The sequence below is a fragment of the Bacteroides ovatus genome (genome assembly GCF_001314995.1).
Classification (GTDB): domain Bacteria; phylum Bacteroidota; class Bacteroidia; order Bacteroidales; family Bacteroidaceae; genus Bacteroides; species Bacteroides ovatus.
This window is the reverse complement of record NZ_CP012938.1, coordinates 1692117-1716466: the sequence shown is the minus strand read 5'-3', so window position 1 is coordinate 1716466 and position 24350 is coordinate 1692117. Positions and strand designations below refer to the sequence as shown.

At 41.8% G+C, this 24350-nt stretch carries 22 protein-coding genes, 2 tRNA genes and 1 riboswitch; of the genes, 20 read left to right on the top strand and 4 right to left on the bottom strand.

Going from position 1 to position 24350, the window contains the following annotated elements:
• Positions 1–6 precede the first annotated feature (6 nt).
• On the top strand, positions 7–870 hold the full coding sequence (locus tag Bovatus_RS07005; protein ID WP_004297066.1) for a DUF3737 family protein: 864 nt from the start codon (positions 7–9) through the stop codon (positions 868–870).
• A gap of 3 nt (positions 871–873) precedes the next feature.
• A complete protein-coding gene (locus Bovatus_RS07000; protein ID WP_004297065.1) occupies positions 874–2034 on the top strand; it encodes a MalY/PatB family protein in 1161 nt (386 codons plus the stop codon).
• A 79-nt stretch (positions 2035–2113) separates the two neighbouring features.
• Here Bovatus_RS07000 and nrdG read toward each other — a convergent pair whose 3' ends face one another.
• The gene (nrdG, locus tag Bovatus_RS06995) at positions 2114–2599 is read right to left on the bottom strand and encodes an anaerobic ribonucleoside-triphosphate reductase activating protein (RefSeq protein ID WP_004297064.1); all 486 of its coding nucleotides are present in this window, start codon (positions 2597–2599) and stop codon (positions 2114–2116) included.
• Positions 2583–4676 (bottom strand): anaerobic ribonucleoside-triphosphate reductase, encoded by a 2094-nt coding sequence (nrdD, locus tag Bovatus_RS06990; RefSeq protein WP_004297063.1) that lies wholly within the window; start codon positions 4674–4676, stop codon positions 2583–2585. The genes nrdG and nrdD overlap by 17 nt, the downstream gene beginning before the upstream one ends.
• Positions 4677–4806: 130 nt before the next feature.
• Positions 4807–5027, bottom strand: a riboswitch (cobalamin riboswitch).
• Between the two features lie 430 nt (positions 5028–5457).
• Here nrdD and Bovatus_RS06985 point away from each other — a divergent pair.
• The 11 genes from Bovatus_RS06985 (at position 5458) to tnpC (ending at position 17506) form a co-directional block, all read left to right on the top strand.
• Positions 5458–6594, top strand: coding sequence for an OmpA family protein (locus tag Bovatus_RS06985; protein WP_008774604.1), 1137 nt, complete (start codon positions 5458–5460; stop codon positions 6592–6594).
• A gap of 201 nt (positions 6595–6795) precedes the next feature.
• A complete protein-coding gene (locus Bovatus_RS06980; protein ID WP_004321288.1) occupies positions 6796–7869 on the top strand; it encodes an STM4015 family protein in 1074 nt (357 codons plus the stop codon).
• 3 nt (positions 7870–7872) lie between these two features.
• Positions 7873–8883 (top strand): STM4014 family protein, encoded by a 1011-nt coding sequence (locus Bovatus_RS06975; protein ID WP_004297059.1) that lies wholly within the window; start codon positions 7873–7875, stop codon positions 8881–8883.
• Entirely contained in the window at positions 8870–9724 is an 855-nt protein-coding gene (locus Bovatus_RS06970) for an STM4013/SEN3800 family hydrolase (RefSeq protein ID WP_004297058.1), read from the top strand. Before Bovatus_RS06975 ends, Bovatus_RS06970 begins: the two co-directional genes overlap by 14 nt.
• Positions 9721–10998, top strand: a complete 1278-nt coding sequence (locus tag Bovatus_RS06965; protein ID WP_004297057.1) for an STM4012 family radical SAM protein — start codon at positions 9721–9723, stop codon at positions 10996–10998. Before Bovatus_RS06970 ends, Bovatus_RS06965 begins: the two co-directional genes overlap by 4 nt.
• 11 nt (positions 10999–11009) lie before the next feature.
• A complete protein-coding gene (locus Bovatus_RS06960) occupies positions 11010–12575 on the top strand; it encodes an STM4011 family radical SAM protein (RefSeq protein WP_004321286.1) in 1566 nt (521 codons plus the stop codon).
• A gap of 237 nt (positions 12576–12812) precedes the next feature.
• Entirely contained in the window at positions 12813–14177 is a 1365-nt protein-coding gene (locus tag Bovatus_RS06955; RefSeq protein ID WP_004297055.1) for an MATE family efflux transporter, read from the top strand.
• A 40-nt stretch (positions 14178–14217) separates the two neighbouring features.
• Positions 14218–14766 carry a Crp/Fnr family transcriptional regulator gene (locus Bovatus_RS06950; RefSeq protein ID WP_004297054.1) on the top strand — a complete coding sequence of 183 codons (549 nt, stop codon included), beginning with the start codon at positions 14218–14220 and terminating at the stop codon, positions 14764–14766.
• Between the two features lie 158 nt (positions 14767–14924).
• Complete coding sequence (locus Bovatus_RS06945) at positions 14925–15293, top strand: hypothetical protein (protein ID WP_170834904.1); 369 nt, start codon at positions 14925–14927, stop codon at positions 15291–15293.
• A 1-nt stretch (position 15294) separates the two neighbouring features.
• Positions 15295–15639, top strand: coding sequence for an IS66 family insertion sequence element accessory protein TnpB (gene tnpB / locus Bovatus_RS06940; protein WP_004297053.1), 345 nt, complete (start codon positions 15295–15297; stop codon positions 15637–15639).
• Between the two features lie 88 nt (positions 15640–15727).
• Positions 15728–17506, top strand: coding sequence for an IS66 family transposase (tnpC, locus tag Bovatus_RS06935; RefSeq protein ID WP_004300191.1), 1779 nt, complete (start codon positions 15728–15730; stop codon positions 17504–17506).
• Between the two features lie 237 nt (positions 17507–17743).
• Here the strand turns inward: tnpC and Bovatus_RS06930 are convergent.
• A tRNA-Asp gene (locus Bovatus_RS06930) sits at positions 17744–17817 on the bottom strand.
• A gap of 55 nt (positions 17818–17872) precedes the next feature.
• Positions 17873–17946 (bottom strand) — tRNA-Asp (locus Bovatus_RS06925).
• A gap of 442 nt (positions 17947–18388) precedes the next feature.
• Between Bovatus_RS06925 and purU the strand changes: the two genes are divergently transcribed.
• The 7 genes from purU to Bovatus_RS06890 all read left to right on the top strand — a co-directional run bounded on the left by purU (position 18389) and on the right by Bovatus_RS06890 (position 24278).
• On the top strand, positions 18389–19246 hold the full coding sequence (gene purU / locus Bovatus_RS06920) for a formyltetrahydrofolate deformylase (protein ID WP_004297049.1): 858 nt from the start codon (positions 18389–18391) through the stop codon (positions 19244–19246).
• Positions 19246–19836, top strand: coding sequence for an imidazole glycerol phosphate synthase subunit HisH (gene hisH, locus Bovatus_RS06915; protein ID WP_004297048.1), 591 nt, complete (start codon positions 19246–19248; stop codon positions 19834–19836). The genes purU and hisH overlap by 1 nt, the downstream gene beginning before the upstream one ends.
• Before the next feature lie 18 nt (positions 19837–19854).
• Positions 19855–20574 carry a 1-(5-phosphoribosyl)-5-[(5-phosphoribosylamino)methylideneamino]imidazole-4-carboxamide isomerase gene (gene hisA, locus Bovatus_RS06910; protein ID WP_004297047.1) on the top strand — a complete coding sequence of 240 codons (720 nt, stop codon included), beginning with the start codon at positions 19855–19857 and terminating at the stop codon, positions 20572–20574.
• 103 nt (positions 20575–20677) lie between these two features.
• Positions 20678–21433, top strand: coding sequence for an imidazole glycerol phosphate synthase subunit HisF (gene hisF, locus Bovatus_RS06905; RefSeq protein ID WP_004297046.1), 756 nt, complete (start codon positions 20678–20680; stop codon positions 21431–21433).
• A gap of 130 nt (positions 21434–21563) precedes the next feature.
• Positions 21564–22175: a bifunctional phosphoribosyl-AMP cyclohydrolase/phosphoribosyl-ATP diphosphatase HisIE gene (gene hisIE, locus Bovatus_RS06900; protein WP_004297045.1), complete on the top strand. Its 612-nt coding sequence runs from the start codon at positions 21564–21566 to the stop codon at positions 22173–22175.
• A gap of 41 nt (positions 22176–22216) precedes the next feature.
• A complete protein-coding gene (locus Bovatus_RS06895; RefSeq protein ID WP_004297044.1) occupies positions 22217–22945 on the top strand; it encodes a cell division ATP-binding protein FtsE in 729 nt (242 codons plus the stop codon).
• Positions 22946–22958: 13 nt separating this feature from the next.
• Complete coding sequence (locus tag Bovatus_RS06890; RefSeq protein WP_004297043.1) at positions 22959–24278, top strand: aspartate kinase; 1320 nt, start codon at positions 22959–22961, stop codon at positions 24276–24278.
• Positions 24279–24350 lie beyond the last annotated feature (72 nt).

The window sequence follows — 24350 nt, the reverse complement described above, 5'->3', positions numbered from 1 at the left end:
AAACTAATGGAACAAATAAGAAATAAAGAATATGGAGGCGAACGTCCTCTGTTCGCGACCCACGACCTTCAACTGGAAGATGTAACAATTCACGCCGGTGAATCTGCATTGAAAGAATGTAGTAATATTATAGCAATCAACTGTCGCTTTGAAGGAAAATATCCTTTTTGGCATACCAACGGATTCATTGTGAAAAACTGTCTCTTTACAGAGGGAGCCCGTGCTGCTCTATGGTACTCTCAAAGTCTGCAAATGGCAGATACCTTGGTAGAAGCACCGAAGATGTTCCGTGAAATGGATGGAATAAAACTCGAAAACGTGCAGTTGCCTAATGCTTTGGAAACGTTTTGGTATTGTCGTAATATAGAGCTGAAGAACGTACAGATTGATAAAGCGGATTACCTTTTTATACACAGTGAGAATATTAAGATACAAAACTATGCCCAAAACGGGAACTATTCGTTCCAATATTGCAAGAATGTAGAAATCCGTAATGCAGTTATCAACTCCAAAGATGCTTTCTGGAATACGGAAAATGTAACAGTCTATGATTCCGAGCTGAACGGAGAATATCTGGGCTGGCATTCTAAAAACTTACGTTTGGTAAATTGCAGGATTTCGGGGACTCAACCGCTTTGCTACGCACATGATCTGGTGATGGAAAATTGTACGATGGCAGAAGATGCTGACCTTGCTTTTGAACACAGTAGTGTGAAGGCAACGATTAAAAGTCCCGTTCATAGCGTAAAAAATCCTCGTACGGGAAGTATTGTTGCCGAAAGTTTCGGAGCAATCATTTTGGACGAAAATATTAAATCACCAGCAAATTGCGAATTGAAACTTTGGGACGATCTAACCTGTTTTGATTGAAATATGAAATATAATTTCGATGAAATTATTCCACGCAGAGGTACGAATTCCTATAAATGGGATTCGTCCGCAGATGCGGATGTCTTGCCGATGTGGGTGGCTGATATGGATTTCCGTACAGCTCCCCCCGTCGTGGAGGCATTGAAGAAGCGGGTGGAACATGGGGTTTTCGGATATGTACGCGTACCTGACGCATACTACGAAGCGATAACCAATTGGTTTGCACGACGACATGCCTGGCGGATAGAAAAAGAATGGATTATTTATACTACCGGAGTTGTGCCGGCAATATCTGCTGCAATTAAAGCACTGACAGTACCCGGCGATAAAGTGATGGTACAGACGCCTGTATATAACTGCTTTTTCTCCTCTATCCGTAATAACGGGTGCGAGATGATTGCCAATCCTTTAGTATATAGAAACAGAGGGTATCAGATTGACTTTGATGATTTGGAGAAGAAAACTTCCGATCCGAAGGTAAAACTCATGTTGTTATGTAATCCGCATAATCCTGTCGGAAGAGTATGGAGTAAGCAGGAATTAAGGCAGATAGGTGAGATTTGTATTCGGAATAATGTGTTTGTGATTGCTGATGAAATTCATTGTGAATTGGTTTTTCTGGGGCATGAATATACTCCTTTCGCTTCTATATCAGAAGAGTTTCTTATGAATTCGGTAACCTTTGTTTCGCCTAGCAAGGCTTTTAATCTGGCAGGGCTTCAGATAGCCAATATTATTTCTGCAGATGCAAATGTACGGGTGAGAATAGATAAAGCGATTAATATAAATGAAGTTTGTGATGTGAATCCTTTCGGAGTGGAGGCGTTGATGGCTGCTTACAATGAGGGCGAAGAATGGCTGGAAGAACTTAAAATCTATTTGTTTGCGAATTACATCTATTTAAAAGGTTATTTTGATGAATATCTTCCGGAATTTCCCGTAATGATGTTGGAAGGTACATATCTGGTTTGGGTGGATTGCTCGGTCTTGAATCAAACGTCAGCAGAAATAGTAAAAGACTTGTTGAAGAAAGAAAAACTTTGGGTGAACGAAGGCAGTCTGTATGGAGAGACTGGTGAAGGGTTTATCCGTATCAATATTGCGTGTCCGCGACAGCGGTTGATAGAAGGATTAAACAGATTGAAGCGGGTACTGAAATCATAAATACGAATGAAAAGAAGTAGTTAGAAAAAAGAACGCTCAAACGGTAAATATAACATACTCCGTTTGAGCGTTTCTCTTATTAAGAAATCTTTTTGGAATGATGGGGGAGAAAACGATAAGTTATATCCTCCATTATTCCATTTTCTATGTGGTACAACCGTTGATTGGTCGTTTCAGATTTTAATCCTCCCAGAGACTCGATGTAAGGTCCTAACTTTATATATTGGAAATGAGATACATCAAAGTGCTCCGGCAGCTTGCTCTTCCCGGAGTACCATCCGACTTTTACCGGAGTGATGGTCTGCTTGTGTAAAAAAGCAGCTAATTGTTCCACTTCTGCGGGTGAAGCATCACCGCCCATGAAACAGACACAGGTAATTGCTTTTCCATATTTACCGAGCAGGGTAGAAAGACTTTCTTCCGTCAATGGTTCTCCTACGTCTTCCATCAGATATGCACTGTGGCACCCTTTACAATGGTTGGGGCAGTTGGAGAGGTTGATGGCTAATGTCACCTCATCCGGTATCTCCTGAAAAACAATATCATAATCAGCGTACCGGAGCATAATATCTTAAATCGGCCTCCTTTTGCCGTGCTTGGGAGAAATTGCTGATACGCTTCATATATCCGATGACGCGGGTCAGATAATCCACATTCTCGCTGTGACATTCGGGACATTCATGCAAATACCGTTTGTCGATATGATGGCATTTGTTACATACTGTATTCGGAATATTGAATGTGAAGTAGTTGCAACCTTCGGTAGCGGCAACACGAAGCAACTGCCGGTATTGCTCTTTGCTAAGATGCTCTTCCAGATTCATGTGCAAAGCCGAACCACCCGTCAGATGCTCGATATAACGATGCCCGTGCAGGCGGAATTTATCGACAATGTTCAGCGATTTGTCTTCTACAATATAGAAATAGCTGTTGTAACATTCGCGGTAAGTCTGGAATCCGGCTTCCTTGTCCCATTTCGCGTGTTTCACACCCACATTTTCGGCAGGAATCATTTCGCAGTTGAAAAGTACTTCTTTGGTACGATATTTCTTATTGTATTTCTCAATCATGCCGAGAATCTCCTGCACAAAAGCCTCGTATTTCGGATTGTCGTTGATGTCGATTCCCATAAATTGGGCTGCTTCCACCAGTCCGTTCACGCCGATAGTCAGATATTGGCGGCTCATATTGATATAACCCGCATCAAACAAAGGTAACATACCCTTTGCCTGCAATAATTTCAGGTTCTCATTATAGGCAAGCTGTACTTTGTGAACTAGGTCTACTACTTCTTCCAGGAAGAAAGGGTAGAGGATACCTGATTTCACAGCATGCTGTATACAACGGTTCAGATTGATGGTCAACACGCTCTTCGAACCGGTAGAGACTCCTCCGGCTCCCAGTGTATAACTAAAGCCATTGTCCTGTATTTCATTACGTAGACGGCAGCAGCTACTCAAAGAGTCGGCATTGTCACTCATATAGGTGAAGAATGAATGTCCTTCGGCATACATTTCAGCGGTGAAGTCGCCATATTCCTTATCCAGTACATCGCCGTCTTTGGTCAGGAGTGCCATTGTCTCTACAGGGAATGTCAGAACGGTGCGTGTACGCTCCTTATTAAACCATTTCATAAAACGCTTCTGCAACCAGCTAAGCGAATCCCAGTCGGGTTTGCTTCCGTCGGGGAAAACAAAGTGCTCGAAAAGGCTATTGAAATAATACTTGTCATAATAAGCCACATTCCAGAAAACTGCTTGGAAATTGCGGGCACCCGTAGGCTGGTTGATGGAATATACGATTTGCTCGAAACAGTCTGTGATGATTTTATCGATCGATCTTTGTTTCAGAGACAAGTCTGCCAGTTTATCCGGATGTTTATAATAGTCCTGTCCGTATTCCAAACCAATGAAATAGTTCATGTACATCAGGAATTCAGGAGTGGCACATGCGCCGCTTAGCATACTGGATACGATAAATACCATGTTGATAAATCCTCCGCAGAAGGATTTCAGATTGGTCGGGGCGGTAGAATTGCCTCCTACTGCTGTTGTTCCTGCTATCAGCCAGGGATACATAGTAATACTGGCACAGTAGTTCGCCAGATTGGTTTCATCATTTTTGTAGATGAAGTGATGATTCAGGAGTTCCAAATAACGGTCGGAAGCCTCTTTACCATACATATCCCTCAAACGGTCTGTCAGCAGGCGGCGGTTGAGGCGGATGAAATTGGATTTGGGCAGTTCTCCTATCAGCGTGGCGATATTCTTGTTTTCCACATTGGCGTTGGCATCGTACTTGCTACCGCTGGCAGGGTTGGAAGCATCGCAATAATCCATGAGGAATTTAAGTTTGTCTCTGACTTCACGGTCTTCCAAATGTTTTTGACGATACAGCATATACGCTTTGGCCACGCTGTAATAATGTTCTGCCATCAAGGCGACTTCCACCTGGTTTTGGATTTCCTCTACGTTTGTTCCGTCACTGATACTGACACGGCTTAACACATTGGTTATCACATCTTGTGTAGCAAAACTACCTACTGATAAAAATGCCTTGGATATGGCATTTTTGATTTTGTCGAGGGAAAAAGCTTCTTTTTTCCCGTCTCTTTTGATAATGAATATCTCCGAACTAATCATACCTATATTTTAAGAATTAACAAAATAGATTTAGTGCCTACATAGTTATTCATGCACGACAATTTCTGGAGACTTGTAATAAAATGGACCTGTACGATTCGTTCTATTGCCTTTCACCCGAAAGCCTGGAATAACGGAAATTTTATCGGCAGGTCTTCTGACTTGTTTTTGTTGTGGCGCCTTCCCGATCCGTTTCATGAATCAGTGGCAAATGAATGCCATAACATTTCTCTTTTTTATGAGAGAGATAAAACTTACAGCTACGGGGATAGTTCCGGATTTTCACTGGATTCCCTTTTAATTCCGTCTGGTGATAATGCCATTCCGGAAACCGATGTTGGCGGCAAAGTTAGAAATTAAATCAAGATTCCAATTGAAAAGGAAGAAAAATATTCGCTCTTTATCAGAACGATATATGGCATTAACAACCTGATAACTTTCCGTTTATGTTCTATTCTTCGCATTTTAGTAGAGTCCGGTTTATGTATTTCCTGCCTGATGGATGAATGAAAGTGTAGAATAATGAAATAAGATGCATAATGGTTAGCGATGTTGGGATCCCTTTCTCTTCAGGGAATGAGGCGTTTGCATTGATGTTTCCATATTTTAGATTTTTCGAAAGCATAATAGATGTTAATAGGGCTCATGGCTTGCGAACTAATTTTTGATATGATATGTTGTTTAAAGTGAATAACGAATTAAAAAATAAACTAGAAAGTTAGACATGAACAAACAATACATTTCTAATGATTTAGCAGATAAAACATTACATTTAAAACTTATGAATATGAGAAAATCTATTATTTTATTAGCTTTTATATTGGGTGGCTTTACAGTAGCAAATGCCCAATCAGTTGTAGAAGGTACCAAACTTACAGATAATTGGTCTGTCGGAGTAAATGCCGGTGGAGTTACTCCCCTTACTCACAGTGCTTTCTTTAAAGGTATGCGTCCCACTTTTGGAGTGGGAGTCTCAAAGCAATTAACTCCTATCTTCGGTTTGGGATTCCAAGGAATGGGATATATCAATACCACATCCAGTAAAACGGCTTTCGATGCTTCGGATGTCAGCGTATTGGGTAAAGTCAATTTGATGAATCTATTTGCAAGTTACACTGGCGAACCTCGTTTGTTTGAAGTGGAAGCTGTGGCCGGAATGGGTTGGTTACATTATTATGTGAATGGCGATGGCGATCAGAACTCCTGGTCTACGCGTTTGGGATTGAATTTCAATTTCAACTTGGGTGAAAGTAAAGCATGGACATTAGGAATCAAACCTGCCATTGTGTATGATATGCAAGGTACTTACCCTGAAACAAAGAGCCGTTTCAATGCTAATAACGCAGGTTTTGAGTTGACAGCCGGATTGACATATCACTTTAAGACAAGTAACGGAACACATCATTTTGCCAAAGTGAGAGTATATAATCAAGCCGAAATTGACGGACTGAACTCTTCAATCAATGCACTTCGTGCAGATGTAAACAACAAAGATGGTGAGATCAGCAATGCAAACCAACGTATCAACGGATTGCAGGAAGAACTTGAAGCATGCCGCACAAAAGTGGTTCCGGTGGAGACTGTAGTGAAAACCGCCCGTGTACCTGAATCTATCATTACTTTCAGACAAGGTAAATCGTCAGTTGACGCTTCACAACTTCCTAATGTGGAACGTGTAGCTTCTTACCTGAAGAAATATGCTGATTCTAAAGTGGTTATTAAGGGATACGCTTCTCCGGAAGGTAGTGTTGAAGTGAATGCCAGAATTGCCGCAGCACGTGCAGAAGCTGTAAAAACGATCTTGGTCAACAAGTATAAAATCAGTGCATCTCGTATCACTGCTGAAGGTCAGGGTGTAGGCGATATGTTTACTGAACCGGATTGGAACCGTGTAAGTATATGTACTATTGAAGATTAAACTGATATATTACAGAAATAGAATAATGAAGGCTGCCCCAAAAGGCAGCCTTTGTTGCATATCTTGGGTTGTATTTTTGAATACTCTGAAAGTTTAGTAAACAGATTTCTTTGTACATTACATAAAATGGTTATTTTTGCAGGTATTGTTCATGCGCGTTCTGTGTTGAGTGTGCAAATATCAACCATTAAAAACTGTATTATGAAGAGAGTATTCGTTTTTCAAGATTTTAAATCGCAGAAATTCTGGAGCATAGAGGTAGTCGGAACAGATGTTACTGTAAATTATGGTAAGTTGGGGACCGACGGACAAACACAAGTGAAAAACTACGCAACGACTGAAGAAGCTGAAAAAGCAGCCAGCAAACTGATTGCGGAAAAGACCAAAAAAGGGTATGTAGAAACTGCTGAAGAAACTGCACGTGAAATGAAAGTGGAAGCCAAGAAATATACTTTGAGTTATGATGAGTATGAAAACAATGTGAATCTTCTGGATAAGATATTGAAAGATAAACATCTCTCTGAATATAAACAAATAACAATCGGTTGTTGGGATTATGAGGGTGGCGACTGTTCTGCCTTATTACAGGGAATGATTGAAAATAAGGAGAAGTTCGCACAAATAGAAGGCTTGTTCTGGGGAGATATTGAGCAGGAAGAACAGGAGATTTCATGGATTGAACAAGCTGATATTAGTCCGCTGCTCGATGCCATGCCTAAATTGAAAGATCTGAAAATCAAAGGAACCAATAATCTGCGTTTGGGAAAGACTTCACGGCCGGAGTTGCGGTCACTCGAAATTATCAGTGGTGGCCTGCCTACCGAAGTGGTAGAAGATATTCTTGGTTCTGATTTCCCCAATCTGGAAAAACTGATTCTATATGTTGGTGTGGAAGATTATGGATTTGAAGCTGATATTGAGATATTCCGTCCGTTGTTCTCCAAAGAACGTTTCCCGAAGCTGACTTATCTGGGGATCGTCAACTCTGAAGAACAGGACAAGATTGTAGAAATGTTCCTGGAGTCGGATATTCTTCCCCAACTTGAAACAATGGATGTTTCGGCTGGTACTCTCAAAGATGAAGGTGCCCAATTATTGCTGGATAATATGGATAAGATCGCTCATTTGAAGTTTATCAATATGCGCTATAATTATTTGAGCAAGGAGATGAAGAAACAGTTGCAGAGTCTCCCTATGAAAATAGATATTGCTGAAACTGAAGAGGCAGATGAATATGATGGTGAATTGTGGTATTACCCGATGATTACAGAATAGGAGATGCAGATAATCGTTGTCAGCAACTCTCTGTCCAAACGTATAGAATACTTTATTGAAGCAGGCAAACACTTGCAGACGGAAGTTCGTTTTATGACTTACGGGGAACTTTTTAACTGCTTGCCGCAACTACGGCAGGCAGTTATCAAACTGGAACCTTGTGTAAGCGATGAAACGAATTTCCTGAAATATGCGCTGTTGAATCAGGCATATAAGGAGACACTGCAACGTTTAGGCGAGATGAGGCTATCTGATGACGTGTGCTTTTTGAATACTCCCCATGCTTTATTACGTGCTCTTGATAAAAAGGAAACTAAACAAGTGTTGATGGACAGAGGGTTGAAAGTGACTCCGATGTTACCTTCTCCCCGTTCTTTTGATGAGTTGAGAGAGCTTCTTGCCGATTGCGGTAGAGGATGCTTTTTGAAACCCCGTTACGGTTCGGGGGCGGGAGGTATTATGGCTGTTCGCTATCAACCCAACCGGAATAAATGGGTAGTCTATACTACCTTACAACAAGTGGACGGAGTCATTCATAACACCAAACGTATCCACCGTTTGAGTACGGAAAAAGAGATGATCCCGTTGGCGGAAGCGGTGATGCAAACAGAAGCTATTTTAGAAGAATGGATTCCTAAAGAGCAGTTGCAGGGAGAGAATTATGATCTCCGGGTAGTGTGCCGGGAATCTGAAATTGATTATATCGTTGTGAGATGCAGTAAAGGAAGCATAACCAATCTGCATCTGAACAATAAGGCACATTGGTGGAACGAATTGTCTTTGCCGGAAGTAGTGCGGCAACAAATCTATTTTCAGTGTCAGGAAGCGGTTCAATCTTTGGATTTGCAATATGCCGGAGTGGATGTACTGATAGAGAGAGGAACAGATATTCCTTATATAATAGAAGTCAACGGACAGGGAGATCATGTGTATCAGGATATGTTTGCTCATAATTCTATTTATATTCAACAGATAAAAAACATAAAAAAGAGATATAACCATGCAAATAGATGAACTGCCGGCTGGCGAACAGACCCAAAATCCGGATCTGGATATGAATCAGGTGGTGGGTACTCATGATATATTGATGCTTTGCTTTGATACCTTGCGTTATGATGTCAGCAAGGAGGAAGAAGCGGCGGGAAGAACACCGGTACTGAACAGTCACGGAGGAGAATGGGAAAAAAGACATGCACCGGGAAATTTTACTTACCCGTCTCATTTTGCCATCTTTGCAGGATTTCTGCCTTCTCCGGCGGAACCTCATTCGCTACGCAGCCGTAAGTGGTTGTTTTTCCCTGTGCAAGCTGGTACGGGACGTATTCCGCCTGCGGGAAGTTATCCGTTTACGGAAGCAACTTTTGTGCAAAGCCTTGCCAATGTAGGTTATGAAACGATTTGTATAGGAGGGGTGAACTTCTTCAGCAAGCGTAATGAACTGGGGCGTGTGTTTCCCGGTTACTTTACTAAAAGTTATTGGCTGCCGACCTTTGGATGCACGGCACCCGATAGTACTGAAAAACAAATTGATTTTGCATTGAAGAAACTCGAAAACTATCCGGAGGACAAACGGATTTTTATGTATATCAATTTTTCTGCTATTCATTATCCGAACTGTCATTATGTGGAAGGCAAAATGAAGGATGATAAGGAATCACACGCTGCCGCGCTGCAATATGTCGACAGTCAGCTCCCCCGTTTATTTCAGGCCTTTCAGAAACGGGGAAATACGCTGGTGATTGCTCTTTCCGATCATGGCACTTGCTATGGAGAGGATGGATATGAATATCATTGCATATCTCACGAGACGGTTTATACAGTCCCTTACAAACACTTTATTTTAACGAAAAAATGAATCAACCGCTACCACGATATGTAGACTATATGTATAGTTACCCACATAAAACTGCTTATCGTTCTTTTCCGTCCCCGGTTTCGCTGGTTCCTTACCTGAAACAGGTGGAAGGACAGAAAGCATCGCTTTATTTCCATATTCCTTTTTGTAGTCATAAATGTGGATATTGCAACCTGTTTTCTCTGCAAACAAATCGTGCGGATTATATCGCAACTTATTTGGAAACTCTTCACAAGCAGGCGCAACAGTTGTCTCCACTCACTACCGGACTGGCATTTGATAGTTTCGCCATTGGAGGAGGCACACCGTTGCTCCTCACTGTTCCTCAACTGGAATACTTACTGGATACAGCTGCCTTATTCGGAGTGCATCCTTCACATACCTTTACTTCCGTAGAAACATCGCCGGAATATGCCGATCCTGCCCGTTTGGACTTATTGAAGCAAGCAGGAGTGGCTCGTGTGAGTATTGGCGTACAGAGTTTCCTTGACGAAGAATTAACTGCTTTGAAAAGACGTCCCCGGCGAGACATGATTAATCAGGCGCTGGAGGCTATCCGGAAGAGACAATTCCCGTTTTTTAATATTGATTTGATTTACGGAATCAAAGGACAAACTGTGGCCAGCTTTCTTTATTCATTGGAACAGGCTCTTCTGTTTCAGCCTAACGAACTCTTTATCTATCCGCTATATGTGCGACCGGAAACGGCTATCACGGAGCGGGAATCCGACGATGTCTGTTTTCAGATGTATTGTGCCGCTTGTGATTTGTTGAAAGACAGAGGTTTTCTACAAACTTCGATGCGGCGTTTTATTCATCATCCGTCTACTGATGCGGAAATCTCATGTGGGGATGAAGTGATGCTGTCGTGTGGCTCCGGCGGACGCAGTTACCTGGGTAATTTGCATTATGCCACCCGGTATACTGTTTGCCAGCGTTGTATTGCCGGAGAGATAGATGATTATATGGGCACTACTGATTTTACAGTGGCTCGTAATGGATTTATTCTTTCGCAGGAAGAACAGCGGCAACGTTTTATCATTAAAAATCTGATGTATTATATGGGGCTTGATAAGGCCGAATATGAGCGTCGTTTTGGAGAATCACCGGATAATGTGCCGTTGTTTCGACAGTTAGCTGAACGGCAATGGATAGAAGATACGGATAACGGTCGTATTTGTCTGACTTCCGACGGAATGGCATACTCCGATTATATTGGTCAGTTGTTCATTACTCCTGAAATAAGAGAACTGATGGAAACTTATTCTTATTGAACGAAATAGAAATGGAAAACGAAGGCTCTTTACTTTCCTTCAGGCGTATATATTATCGCGGCAAATTGAATAGCTGCAACTATACCTGTTCTTATTGCCCTTTCGGCAAGAAGTCGCATCTGGCAGATACGACACAGGACGAACAGGCATGGAATCGTTTTATAGCAGCTATTGAACAATGGAAAGGGGAGCCGTTGCAGTTATTTATTATTCCTTACGGTGAAGCATTGATCCATCGTTATTATCGGAAAGGAATGATGCACTTGGCAGCATTGCCACAGGTGGCTGGAATTTCCTGTCAGACTAACCTTTCTTTTCCGGCTAAACACTGGCTTGATGAGATTCGTGTAACTCCCACTGTGATAAGTAAGATAAGGCTTTGGGCCAGTTTTCATCCGGAGATGACTTCGGTAGAGAAATTTGCGCATCAGATTCATATACTCCATCATGCGGGAATACAGGTATGTGCCGGAGCGGTAGGAAATCCCTCTGCAAAGGCCGTACTCAATGATTTACGGAATGCTCTTTTACCGGATATTTATTTATTCATTAATGCTATGCAAGGGTTAAGGGCACCATTAAGTCAGGAAGATATTCAGTTTTTCAGGCAACTGGATAATCTTTTTGAGTATGACTTGAAGAATGCTCCGGTACAATGGGAAGTTTGCGCAGGAGGAAGGAATAATTGTTTTATCGATTGGAAAGGGGATATGTATGCTTGTCCCCGAAGCCGGGTGAAGATTGGTAATTTTTATCAAGGTGATGGAGCTGTTCTGCCGCTATCTTGCGAGAGGAAGGTTTGTGATTGTTATATTGCGTTCAGTAACCTGAACAATCACCCTTTACATCGAATCATGGGAGAAGGGGCGTTCTGGCGAATACCGGACAAGCCACTTATTACGACTGTTTTCTTCGATGTGGATGGAACTCTGACTGATTCACAGGGAAAAGTTTCTGAAAGTTATGCTAACGCTCTACGATATATGGCACAGTCCGTTTCCTTATATCTTGCCACTTCTCTGTCGATGGAGCAGGCGAAGAAAAAGCTGGGAAAGGCTCTTTTCTATTTATTCAGGGGAGGAGTTTTTGCAGATGGAGGTTTATTATCTTATTCGGGCCAGATCAGGTGTTTGCCGGTGAAAGTATATCCGGAGGTATATGGAGAATCTGCAAAAGTCACTATTCATAATTATGAAGGAGTGGTTTACAAGTATAGTATATTGGTACGTGATAAAGAACAGAGAGAAGCTATTCTTATCCGGTTGAAAGAGAATCCCTGCCAGGTTTTTCATAAAGCTCCGCTGATAACAGTCATTCATCCTGAAGCGAGTAAAAAAGAGGGGGTAATTCAGTTATGTAAGGCTTTGAGTTTATCTTTTGAACACACCTTAGTTGTAGGAAATTCGTTAAAGGACTGGCCGATGATGTCCGTAGTTTCTCATTCTTGTGCCGTAATGAATGCGGAACCCTTATTAAAAGAACGCGCACGTTATACGCTGAATCCGGATCGGTTGGCAGCTTTCTTTCGTTTTTCTAACGGAGATCCTATAGACCAAACCTCGTCTGATAATAGTTGATATATAGCTAGTTACATCTTCATAAGAAAATAAAAACCGGTTAAAATTTGGTAATTATGAAAACAAAGCCCATATTTGCAGCCCTGAAATAGGGACAGGCATAAAAATCCTCATCGGAGGGTGCTATAATAATAATTATAGTGCTGGATAAGATGAATGGTGCAAATCATTCGCTTGTCCGGCACTTTTTTTATGTTGTAACAAAATAAGATAAAGAGGAAAAGTATCGAAGAAACTATGAAAGAGTTAGATTTGACACAAGGAAGCGTACCGAAGGTATTGTTGCAGTTTGCAGTACCTTTTCTGATTGCCAATGTGCTCCAGGCACTTTATGGCGGAGCTGACCTTTTCGTTGTCGGACAATATGATGATTCGGCAAGTGTGGCAGCCGTAGCTATTGGTAGTCAGGTGATGCAGACAATTACAGGTATTATTCTGGGTATTACTACTGGGACAACAGTGCTGATTGCTATTGCTACCGGAGCTAAAGACAATCGAAAAGTAGCTTTTACTATCGGGTCTTCCGTATGGTTGTTTTCAATAACCGGCGTAGTGCTAACTTTAGTCATGGTGCTTTTTCATAGTCGGATAGCAGAACTGATGCATACTCCTGTCGAAGCGATGGTAGATACGAAAAACTATATTTTGGTATGCTCTCTGGGTATTCTGTTTATAGTAGGATATAATGTTGTATGTGGTATTTTGCGTGGATTGGGTGATTCTAAAACACCACTTTATTTTGTTGGGCTGGCATGTGTGATAAATATAGTGCTCGATTTTATATTGGTCGGTTATTTCCATTGGGGAGCTGCAGGAGCGGCTATTGCTACTGTAAGTGCACAAGGAGTCAGCTTTGGAATAGCGCTCTGGTTCTTATACCGGCACGGATTCCATTTTGATTTTTCACGGAAAGATATTCGATTGAACCGGAATCTGTCTAAAAAGATCTTGGTGTTGGGAGCACCTATTGCTTTGCAGGATGCTTTAATCAATGTTTCTTTTCTGATTATCACTGTCATTGTCAATCAGATGGGAGTCATTGCATCTGCTTCCCTGGGTGTTGTTGAGAAAATCATCGTGTTTGCTATGCTGCCTCCGATGGCTATATCATCGGCTGTGGCAACCATGACTGCACAGAACTATGGAGCGGGACTTATCAAGAGAATGAATAAATGTCTGGCTTCAGGGATTGGGATTGCTCTTGTTTTCGGTGTGTCGGTTTGCGTGTATTCGCAATTCCTGCCGGAGACTCTTACTGCTTTCTTTACGAAAGATGCTGCTGTGGTGGCAATGGCGGCAGATTATTTGCGAGGGTATAGCATCGACTGCATCGTGGTTAGTTTCGTGTTCTGCATTAATTCTTATTTCAGCGGACAAGGAAACTCGTTATTCCCGATGATTCACAGTCTGATAGCCACTTTCCTGTTCCGTATACCGTTGTCATACTGGTTCAGCCAGATAGATAGCTCGTCGCTGTTTATCATGGGATTTGCTCCACCCATTTCAACGGTCGTTTCATTATTGATCTGTATCTGGTATTTACGATATACCCAAAGGAAATTATATTTGAGAGGCACAATGATGCCTGCTATGTCGAATTAGGTGTTTTTAAGTGACATATATTAACTAAAATCTATTTTGTATGGAAGCTTATTTGAAGAAACTCTGTTTTGAGTATCAGGTGGATGAAAGAGAAGTGAAAGAGCTGTTGGCTCGAATGGAAATGGTGTATCTGGATAAAGGAGAAACGATTGCTTCTGCCACATTGCCAGAGCAGAGCTTGTACATTATTGTTTCCGGTATTTTGCATACATATACCACTCATGAAGGAGAAGAGAGAACCAATCGGTTTTTCTCTGCGGGTGATGCTGTGTTATGCTATAATTCAAGTCAGTATTCTATCAAGACACTGACGAAATGTGCTGCTTATTACATCAGTGAAGAGGAGATTGAAGAGTTGTGTGCATCTTCAATTTCATTTGCGAATCTGGTCCGTCAACTGATGGAGTATCAGTTTTACTTTAAAGAGGAAGAGGATATGAATGCCCGCAAGCTGACAGTAAGGGAAAGGTACCTCTCTTTATTGGCGGAAATTCCGGATATTCTGTACAGGGTGCCATTGAAGCACATTAATCATTACTTGGGGGCAGATGTGACCAGTTTGGGATATCTGGCCGGAAGTTCTAAATAGGAAATATAACCTAGACATATTTTTCTATGTATTCCTTATCAGATGGTTCATGGCTTATTCAATCGAATCGAATTTGAAAAGTAACCATTCTATTTTCCGCCTTGACATAAGTTGTTAGCCGCCATATCTTTGCGCCGTAACCTTTAACAAGAATGATTATGGCAAAAGAAAAAGTAAACTATCAGGAGGTATATGACCTCTACCAGTTATGCAGCGAGACCAAAGATCTTCGAGAGTTCTGTGCTGATTATGGTGTAAATTACGACAAGTTCATGAACTGGCAGCGTCACCAGTTGTGGAGTGAGAAGTTAGGCAAGACAGTCCAGGTTGAGCAGCCCAAGGTTGCCAAAGTCCAGATAACCGGGAAACCATGCAATAGTCCAACTGTGAAGTTGGACGTGAAACATCCTGAAGGTGAACCACCAATAAAATGGATCAAGTTACAGCTGGCGTCTGGCGCAACACTGTTCCTGAGAAACACCACCGTTCTTGATTTGAGCCTGTTGCTTAATAAAATGATAGGATGATATGCTTGGACTGAGTGCTAACCTTAACTATTACCTGTTTAACGGTAATGTTGATTTGCGGAAAGGCATTTTCCGTCTGTGTGAGAGTATAAGGGAAGAAATGTCCCTTGACCCGAGCGATGCGTCCAATGTATATATGTTCATGTCCCGGAACCGAAAGGTTGTGAAGATACTTCATTACGAACGCGGTTTTTATGTGCTTTACGAAAAACGTCCTGTTATGGGCAAATTCAAGAAACCTGTATTTGATGAAGTCTCCAGGTGCTACCGGATACAGTGGTCGGACATGGCTTATCTTACGGAAAGCATTGTAGTTGACAAGATGTACGTTAGTCCGAAAGGCTAATATTAACATACTGATTATCAACAGGATAGTATAAAAAATAAACGGTAAAAAGTTTGCGTAAGTGCCTGATTTTTCGTACCTTTATATCATGATTGATGAAAGAGCATACGAGTTACTTTGCTGCCAGCTGGGTCTGGCGAATGAGGAAAAGGCAGGTCTTCGCAAACAGAATAAAGAATTGATTGCGAGGCTTGAGTCTATTGAAGAATCCAACAGGGAGAACTCTAAAAATCTGATAGATACCATCAATGATCTCAAAGATACCATCGAAAAGCAGTCAACCACGGTTGAACATTACAGGAAAGAAATGGAACTTATGAGAAAGCAGCTTGAAGCAAAGGATGAGGTGAACAGGATGCTGGCAAACGAGATCTCCAATCTCAGACTTCAGCTTGAGGACAGCAGGAAACACCGTTTCGGCCGTACTTCCGAGCAAAGAAGGCTGTTGAACAACCGTAATCTCGACAAGTCCGCTCTGGAACAATCCGAGTATGACGGTTCTGACAGGAAGGATGATAATAATAAGACCGATGATAACGAAACCGGCAGCAATACCTCTTCCGGCAACATACCTGCCCAGAACAGCAAACCTTCAAGGAGAAAGGAAACCGCACCACGTGCCGGGAAAACAAAATTGAAAGTTGACAAGGTGGTAGTACATGAAGTGGACGAGTATTACACGCTTCCAGAAGGGGGACGGTTTATGAACCGCAACGGTATGCCTGATGTGTGGGAATACAGGGTCATAGAACATGTAAGGGCTTATAACGTGGAGCATGTTTACAAGGTGGCAAGGGTAAAGCTTGCGGACGGCACTTTCACAAGCACCATGGAACATCCGCTGAAAAACCTTGGAGGTATCTTCTCTCCTGAACTGCTTGCCCGTCTGCTTTGTCTGAAATATGACTTCAGCATGCCTGAGAACAGACAGATAAGACTGCTTGCAAGAGAGGGTATCCACATAAGCAATACCACGCTGAACAGCTATATCCATAACGGAATCGCCAAACTAAGGGAGTTCATGGAAGATGTCTTCAAGGAGTTTGTACAGAGAGCTAATTACCTTATGGTTGATGAGACTACTGAGCTTGTTGGAGTGGAAACAAAGGAAGGTAAGGCTTACAGGAGAAAGTACTTATGGGCTTTCTTTGCCAAGCATATTAAGATGGTCTATTATCACTATAATAACGGCAGCAGGTCGTCCGATGCGGCAAAATCATTCCTGGAATATTTTATGGGAACCATATCCACTGACGGATATACGGTTTACAGGATGTTTGACGGAGACGACTCAAAGGTGCTTCATATAGGATGCTGGACGCATTGTAGAAGGTTGTGGGTTGATGCCCTGCCTTCAGACAGAACAGCGATGGACATAATAGATCCTATCGGTGAGATGTTCAGAAATGAAGACCTGTTCCGTATGATGAAACTCAGCGGTGAGCAGATTAAGGAAAGAAGGCTTAAGCTAACAGGACCGATTCTTGAACGTATCCATCATAAGGTGGTCATTATGATGCAGGATGCGAAGATTATGGCTAACGAACTGATGAGAAAGGCCGTGAACTATACGATAAACCAGTGGAAATCCTTGAGAAATATCCTCAAGGACGGTTCAGCAGAAATCTCGAACAACCTCTGTGAGCAAAGGATGAAACCTGTAAAGCTGCTGCTCAAGAACTGTATGAACGTTGGCAGTGAGGATGCGGCAGAAAACTCTGCATTCACCTTCTCTCTGATAGAAAGCTGTAAGTTGAACGGCATAGACCCTCAGAATTACCTGAAACACTTGTTTGAATGTATTCTTCATGGTAAGGACTGCGACAAGAAGGCTCTTCTGCCATGTTTCTATAAACCGGAATGTTAAAACAAAAATATTTTCTTACGGGCATTTTTATTTTATCGGCTGAAAGACAGCCGATAAAATTGGCGTGGCGGAAAATAGTATGGTTACATAAAATGATTGGTTAAAAAATCATTGTAGAGTTTGAATGGGCACATCTATCGCCTACTTAAACTCTGTTTTAAATGAAGTGAAGAAAAAGAAAAAAGCTCTGAATTTCTTGAATTTCAGAGCTTTGCTTTAATTTACTATTTGCTTTCGCGGTGCGTACGGGACTCGAACCCGTGACCCCATGCGTGACAGGCATGTATTCTAACCAACTGAACTAACGCACCAAATTTTAATTGGATTAACTCATTTATATTTCTCTCTGCTTCTTAGTGAAAGAAGCGGTGCGTACGGGACTCGAACCCGTGACCCCATGCGTGACAGGCATGTATTCTAACCAACTGAACTAACGCACCAGAATTTCAATTTATTAATCTGCATCTCTCTCGATTGCGGGTGCAAAGGTAGTTGTTTTTTGTAAACCTGCAAGCGTTTTGAGAAAAGTTTTTTTCAAGAAAAAACAAGAAAAATGCTTAGTGTCTCATTTTGAGTACTTTTGTAATGAAAAAAAATATTCGTTTTTCTTCTCTTCGGATAGTGACGGTATCTGATCGTTATAGTGACGCTATCACGATGGAATACCGTCACTATCCGAAGGCAATGGTATCACTATCCTAAAGTTTGTCATTCTTTTCATTGAAAATAACTCTCGATATCTTTCTATCTGTAAGAAATCACCGTTTTTATATCAACTTTCTGCTTGAATAATTCGTAATTTTGCAATAAATCGTTATTTTTGCGGACTAAAATTAGAAAGGTAGAAAATAATCTGCCTAGAATCGTTAATTAGTAGAAAGAATGATGACAACAGCCAAACTGTTATTGCACTGTCCCGACAAACCGGGAATCCTAGCGGAAGTGACAGACTTTATTACGGTAAACAAAGGAAATATTATCTATCTGGATCAGTATGTAGATCATGTAGAGAACATCTTCTTCATGCGTATTGAATGGGAACTGAAAGATTTTCTGGTTCCACAGGAAAAAATTGAAGATTATTTCAGAACACTCTACGGGCAAAAATATGAAATGGATTTTCGTCTTTATTTCTCTGATGTAAAACCACGTATGGCCATTTTCGTATCCAAGCTGTCACACTGTCTTTTCGATATGTTAGCCCGGTATACGGCAGGAGAGTGGAATGTAGAGATACCTCTTATTATAAGTAATCATCCGGATTTGCAGCACGTAGCAGAACGTTTCGGAATTCCTTTCTATCTGTTCCCTATCACCAAGGAGACGAAAGAAGAACAGGAGCGCAAAGAGATGGAATTGCTTGCCAAACATAAGATTACATTTATTGTATTGGCACGCTATATGCAGGTGATCTCCGAACAGATGATTAATGCTTATCCGAATAAGATTATCAATATTCATCATTCTTTCCTTCCTGCGTTTGTAGGGGCGAAGCCTTATCACGCAGCTTTCCAGAGAGGGGTGAAAATTATTGGTGCAACTAGTCATTATGTAACGACAGAGCTGGATGCCGGACCGATTATTGAACAGGATGTAGTGCGCATTACTCATAAAGATGCTATTGAAGACCTCGTAAATAAAGGAAAGGATTTGGAAAAAATCGTTCTTTCGCGTGCAGTGCAGAAGCACATCGAGCGCAAAGTTTTGGCTTATAAAAATAAAACAGTAATATTTAGCTGATGAAAGTAGCAGTTGTAAAATACAATGCCGGCAATATTCGTTCTGTGGATTATGCTTTAAAGCGGTTGGGGGTAGAAGCGGTGATTACTGCTGATAAAGAAGAACTCCAATCGGCCGATAAAGTTATTTTTCCCGGAGTGGGAGAGGCGGAAACTACCATGAACCACTTGAAGGCAACGGGACTGGACGAACTGATTAAGAATCTCCGTCAGCCTGTATTTGGAATTTGTCTCGGCATGCAGTTGATGTGCCGGCATTCCGAAGAAGGAGAAGTCGATTGTTTGAATATCTTTGATGTGGATGTGAAACGTTTTGTCCCGCAGAAACATGAGGATAAAGTGCCGCACATGGGATGGAACACCATTGGAAAAACGAATAGTAAATTGTTTGAAGGGTTCACCGAAGAAGAGTTTGTCTATTTTGTGCATAGCTTCTATGTGCCGACCTGCGACTTTACTGCTGCTACAACTGACTATATTCACCCGTTCAGTGCTGCGCTCCATAAAGATAACTTTTATGCTACCCAGTTCCATCCGGAAAAAAGTGGTAAGACAGGAGAGAAGATTCTGACAAACTTTTTAAACCTCTAAGATACAAATAGTAAATAGATGATAGAAATTATTCCAGCCATTGATATTATTGATGGAAAGTGCGTACGCCTTTCCCAGGGAGATTACGATAGTAAAAAGGTGTATAATGAGAACCCGGTGGAAGTTGCAAAGGAGTTTGAAGCGAACGGTGTTCGCAGGCTCCATGTGGTAGACTTGGACGGTGCTGCTTCTCATCATGTCGTTAACTATCGGGTGTTGGAACAGATTGCTGTACGCACTTCTCTTGTCATAGATTTTGGTGGAGGAGTAAAGAGTGATGAAGATTTGAAAATTGCTTTTGAGAGCGGTGCGCAGATGGTAACCGGAGGAAGCATTGCAGTGAAAGATCCAGAATTATTCTGTCATTGGCTGGAAATATACGGCAGTGAGAAGATTATTTTGGGGGCAGATGTAAAAGAACATAAGATAGCCGTCAATGGTTGGAAAGATGAAAGTGCCTGTGAACTTTTTCCATTTCTCGAAAATTATATAGATAAAGGTATACGAAAAGTAATCTGTACGGATATTAGCTGTGACGGAATGTTGAGTGGCCCTTCTATCGATTTGTATAAAGAGATGCTGGCAAAATTCCCTGACCTTTATCTGATGGCTAGTGGCGGGGTGAGCAAGGTGGATGATATTGTTGCTTTGGATGAGGCTGGTGTTCCCGGAGTTATTTTCGGTAAGGCATTATACGAAGGACATATCACCTTACAAGATTTGAGAATCTTTCTGTAATGAGCGTATCGGAATAAATAAGATACCTTTATAATAAGGGAGATAAGAATCAAGCTTCAGGAATATAGATTATAAATTGTTGAACAATAAATAAAATAGGATTGTGTTAGCAAAAAGAATAGTACCTTGTCTGGATATAAAAGACGGACAAACCGTGAAAGGAACGAATTTTGTCAACTTGCGTCAAGCCGGTGATCCGGTGGAACTAGGTCGTGCTTACAGTGAACAGGGGGCGGATGAACTTGTTTTCCTGGACATTACTGCAAGCCATGAAGGACGTAAGACTTTTACGGAATTGGTAAAACGGATTGCTGCTAATATCAATATCCCATTTACCGTAGGTGGTGGAATCAATGAATTAAGTGATGTAGACCGTCTGCTGAATGCAGGGGCAGATAAGATTTCTATCAATTCTTCCGCTATCCGCAATCCCCGGTTGGTTGACGAGATAGCAAAGAATTTCGGCTCACAAGTTTGTGTGTTGGCTGTAGATGCCAAACAGACCGAAAACGGTTGGAAATGTTACCTGAACGGAGGACGCATCGAAACGGATAAAGATCTGTTCGAGTGGACTAAAGAAGCACAGGAACGCGGAGCAGGAGAAATACTCTTCACAAGCATGAATCACGATGGTGTAAAAGCCGGTTATGCAAATGAAGCACTTGCCGCTTTAGCGGATCAACTCTCCATTCCCATCATAGCTTCAGGAGGTGCGGGCTGTAAGGAGCACTTCCGTGATGTCTTTTTACAGGGAAAGGCAGATGCTGCATTGGCTGCCAGTGTTTTTCACTTCGGAGAAATTAAAATTCCCGAATTAAAATCGTATCTTTGCGGCGAAGGAATTACCATCAGGGGGTGAGGCACCCCGGCCGGGTTTTCCTGCGGATGGATTATATAGTCAGATAAATATAGGAACTGTCTGCAAAAGAATTCCGTAGGCGAATAGGTAGTAATTGTAAATTGGAATAGTAATTAGAACTTATATAAAAATGGAATTGGATTTCGATAAAATGAACGGACTCGTTCCGGCTATCATACAGGACAACGAGACACGTAAGGTCTTGATGCTGGGTTTCATGAATAAAGAAGCTTATGATAAAACGGTGGAAACCGGAAAAGTTACATTCTTTAGCCGTACGAAGAATCGTTTATGGACAAAAGGCGAAGAAAGCGGTAACTTCCTTCATGTTGTATCTATAAAGGCTGATTGTGACAATGATACATTATTGATTCAAGTAGAACCGGTAGGTCCTGTGTGTCATACAGGCACAGATACTTGTTGGGGGGAGAAAAACGAAGAACCGGTCATGTTCCTGAAAGCATTGCAGGACTTTATAGACAAACGTCACGAAGAAATGCCCGAAGGTTCTTATACAACCAGCCTGTTTGAGTCGGGAATCAATAAGATAGCTCAAAAAGTAGGTGAGGAAGCTGTGGAAACAGTGATCGAAGCAACGAACGGTACTGACGAACGTTTGATCTACGAAGGAGCCGACCTCATTTATCACATGATTGTATTGCTTGCTTCAAAAGGCTATCGCATTGAAGATCTTGCACGTGAACTGCAGGAAAGACATAGCAGTACCTGGAAGAAGCATTAATAAGTAAAGATTAGAAATTAAAAATTAAAACGGGAGTCGGCATGGATGACGGGGCGTTGATACAATATAAGAACGTAGAAATCCATCAACAGGAACTCTGTGTGCTAAGTGATGTAAATCTGGAATTGCACAAAGGAGAGTTTGTCTATTTGATCGGAAAAGTAGGCTCGGGGAAAACGAGTCTGCTCAAGACTCTTTATGGCGAACTGGATGTAATTGACGGTGAAGCGGAAGTGCTGGGCTATAATATGCGATCTATCAAACGTAAGCATATCCCGCAATTGCGCCGCAAGTTAGGCATTGTATTCCAGGATTTTCAGCTGCTCACAGACCGTACTGTATATAATAACCTGGAATTTGTGCTTCGTGCCACAGGCTGGAAAAACAAACAGGAGATACAGGAGCGTATTGAAGAAGTGCTTCAACTGGTGGGAATGTCCAACAAAGGTTATAAACTTCCGAACGAACTTTCCGGTGGCGAACAGCAGCGCATTGTGATTGCACGTGCCGTACTCAATTCTCCGGCTATCATCCTGGCGGATGAACCAACCGGAAATCTGGATGTGGAAACAGGTAAAGCCATCGTTGAATTGTTGCACAATATCTGCGAATCCGGCTCATCGGTAGTGATGACGACGCACAATTTGCAACTGTTGAAAGATTATCCGGGCAGGGTATATCGTTGTGCCGACCATCAGATTGTAGATGTGACTGATGAATATATGCCCAGACAGAGAACAATAGAAATAGATTTAAATATAGATAACTAAAACAGTAACGAAAATGAAAGTTTTAAAGTTTGGAGGAACTTCCGTAGGTTCTGCTCAGCGCATGAAGGAAGTAGCCAAATTGATTACCGATGGTGAACAGAAGATTGTTGTTCTTTCTGCTATGTCAGGAACAACAAACACATTGGTGGAAATTTCGGACTATCTGTATAAGAAGAATCCGGAGGGTGCCAACGAGATTATTAATAAGCTGGAAGCAAAATATAAACAGCATATTGATGAGCTTTTTGCAACCCAGGAATATAAACAGAAAGGTCTTGAAGTTGTCAAATCCCACTTCGACTACATCCGCTCCTATACTAAAGACCTTTTCACTTTGTTCGAAGAGAAAGTGGTTTTGGCACAGGGAGAGCTTATCTCTACGGCGATGGTAAACTTTTACCTGCAGGAATGCGGTGTGAAGTCCGTGTTGCTTCCGGCTTTGGAATTCATGCGTACTGATAAGAACGCAGAACCGGACCCCGTATATATTAAGGATAAATTGCGTGCTCAATTGGATCTTTATCCGGATACGGAAATCTACATTACGCAAGGTTTCATCTGCCGCAATGCTTACGGTGAGATAGACAACCTGCAACGTGGTGGTAGCGACTACACCGCTTCTCTGATCGGAGCAGCAGTGAACGCTTCCGAAATCCAGATCTGGACAGATATCGACGGTATGCACAATAACGACCCGCGTATTGTTGACAAGACCGCTCCGGTACGCCAGCTGCACTTCGAAGAAGCAGCCGAGTTGGCTTACTTCGGTGCAAAGATTCTGCACCCTACTTGTATCCAGCCGGCTAAATATGCCAATATCCCTGTCCGCCTGTTGAACACAATGGATCCGGAGGCTCCGGGCACACTGATTTCTAACGACACGGAAAAAGGCAAGATCAAGGCAGTAGCTGCAAAAGATAACATCACTGCTATTAAGATTAAATCCAGCCGCATGTTATTGGCTCATGGCTTCTTGCGTAAGGTGTTCGAAATCTTCGAAAGCTATCAGACATCTATCGATATGATCTGTACGTCAGAAGTCGGTGTATCTGTTACGATAGATAACACGAAACATCTTAATGAGATTCTGGATGACCTGAAGAAATACGGAACAGTAACCGTTGATAAAGAAATGTGTATCATCTGCGTTGTAGGTGACCTTGAATGGGAAAATGTCGGTTTTGAAGCGAAAGCACTTGATGCGATGCGCGATATACCGGTGCGAATGATCTCGTTTGGAGGAAGTAACTATAACATCTCCTTCCTCATTCGGGAGTGTGATAAGAAAGTAGCTTTACAATCGTTGAGCGATATGCTTTTCAACAGCAAATAATTCCACAAATAATACGAGCGCTTTTACCGAACTGATAAAAGCGCTCTTTTTTAACCAACTAAACAAGTTTTT

Bases quoted from the DNA above. Each gene is read 5' to 3' on its own strand.
- hisH (WP_004297048.1), top strand. From the start codon at position 19,246: ATGAAAGTAGCAGTTGTAAAATACAATGCCGGCAATATTCGTTCTGTG.
- Bovatus_RS06895 (WP_004297044.1), top strand. From the start codon at position 22,217: ATGGATGACGGGGCGTTGATACAATATAAGAACGTAGAAATCCATCAA.
- Bovatus_RS06960 (WP_004321286.1), top strand. From the start codon at position 11,010: ATGGAAAACGAAGGCTCTTTACTTTCCTTCAGGCGTATATATTATCGC.
- tnpB (WP_004297053.1), top strand. From the start codon at position 15,295: ATGCTTGGACTGAGTGCTAACCTTAACTATTACCTGTTTAACGGTAAT.
- Bovatus_RS06955 (WP_004297055.1), top strand. From the start codon at position 12,813: ATGAAAGAGTTAGATTTGACACAAGGAAGCGTACCGAAGGTATTGTTG.
- Bovatus_RS07000 (WP_004297065.1), top strand. From the start codon at position 874: ATGAAATATAATTTCGATGAAATTATTCCACGCAGAGGTACGAATTCC.
- Bovatus_RS06980 (WP_004321288.1), top strand. From the start codon at position 6,796: ATGAAGAGAGTATTCGTTTTTCAAGATTTTAAATCGCAGAAATTCTGG.
- nrdG (WP_004297064.1), bottom strand. From the start codon at position 2,599: ATGCTCCGGTACGCTGATTATGATATTGTTTTTCAGGAGATACCGGAT.
- Bovatus_RS06950 (WP_004297054.1), top strand. From the start codon at position 14,218: ATGGAAGCTTATTTGAAGAAACTCTGTTTTGAGTATCAGGTGGATGAA.
- Bovatus_RS06965 (WP_004297057.1), top strand. From the start codon at position 9,721: ATGAATCAACCGCTACCACGATATGTAGACTATATGTATAGTTACCCA.
- hisIE (WP_004297045.1), top strand. From the start codon at position 21,564: ATGGAATTGGATTTCGATAAAATGAACGGACTCGTTCCGGCTATCATA.
- nrdD (WP_004297063.1), bottom strand. From the start codon at position 4,676: ATGATTAGTTCGGAGATATTCATTATCAAAAGAGACGGGAAAAAAGAA.
- Bovatus_RS06975 (WP_004297059.1), top strand. From the start codon at position 7,873: ATGCAGATAATCGTTGTCAGCAACTCTCTGTCCAAACGTATAGAATAC.
- Bovatus_RS06970 (WP_004297058.1), top strand. From the start codon at position 8,870: ATGCAAATAGATGAACTGCCGGCTGGCGAACAGACCCAAAATCCGGAT.
- Bovatus_RS06985 (WP_008774604.1), top strand. From the start codon at position 5,458: ATGAATATGAGAAAATCTATTATTTTATTAGCTTTTATATTGGGTGGC.
- Bovatus_RS06890 (WP_004297043.1), top strand. From the start codon at position 22,959: ATGAAAGTTTTAAAGTTTGGAGGAACTTCCGTAGGTTCTGCTCAGCGC.
- hisA (WP_004297047.1), top strand. From the start codon at position 19,855: ATGATAGAAATTATTCCAGCCATTGATATTATTGATGGAAAGTGCGTA.
- purU (WP_004297049.1), top strand. From the start codon at position 18,389: ATGATGACAACAGCCAAACTGTTATTGCACTGTCCCGACAAACCGGGA.
- Bovatus_RS07005 (WP_004297066.1), top strand. From the start codon at position 7: ATGGAACAAATAAGAAATAAAGAATATGGAGGCGAACGTCCTCTGTTC.
- tnpC (WP_004300191.1), top strand. From the start codon at position 15,728: ATGATTGATGAAAGAGCATACGAGTTACTTTGCTGCCAGCTGGGTCTG.
- Bovatus_RS06945 (WP_170834904.1), top strand. From the start codon at position 14,925: ATGGCAAAAGAAAAAGTAAACTATCAGGAGGTATATGACCTCTACCAG.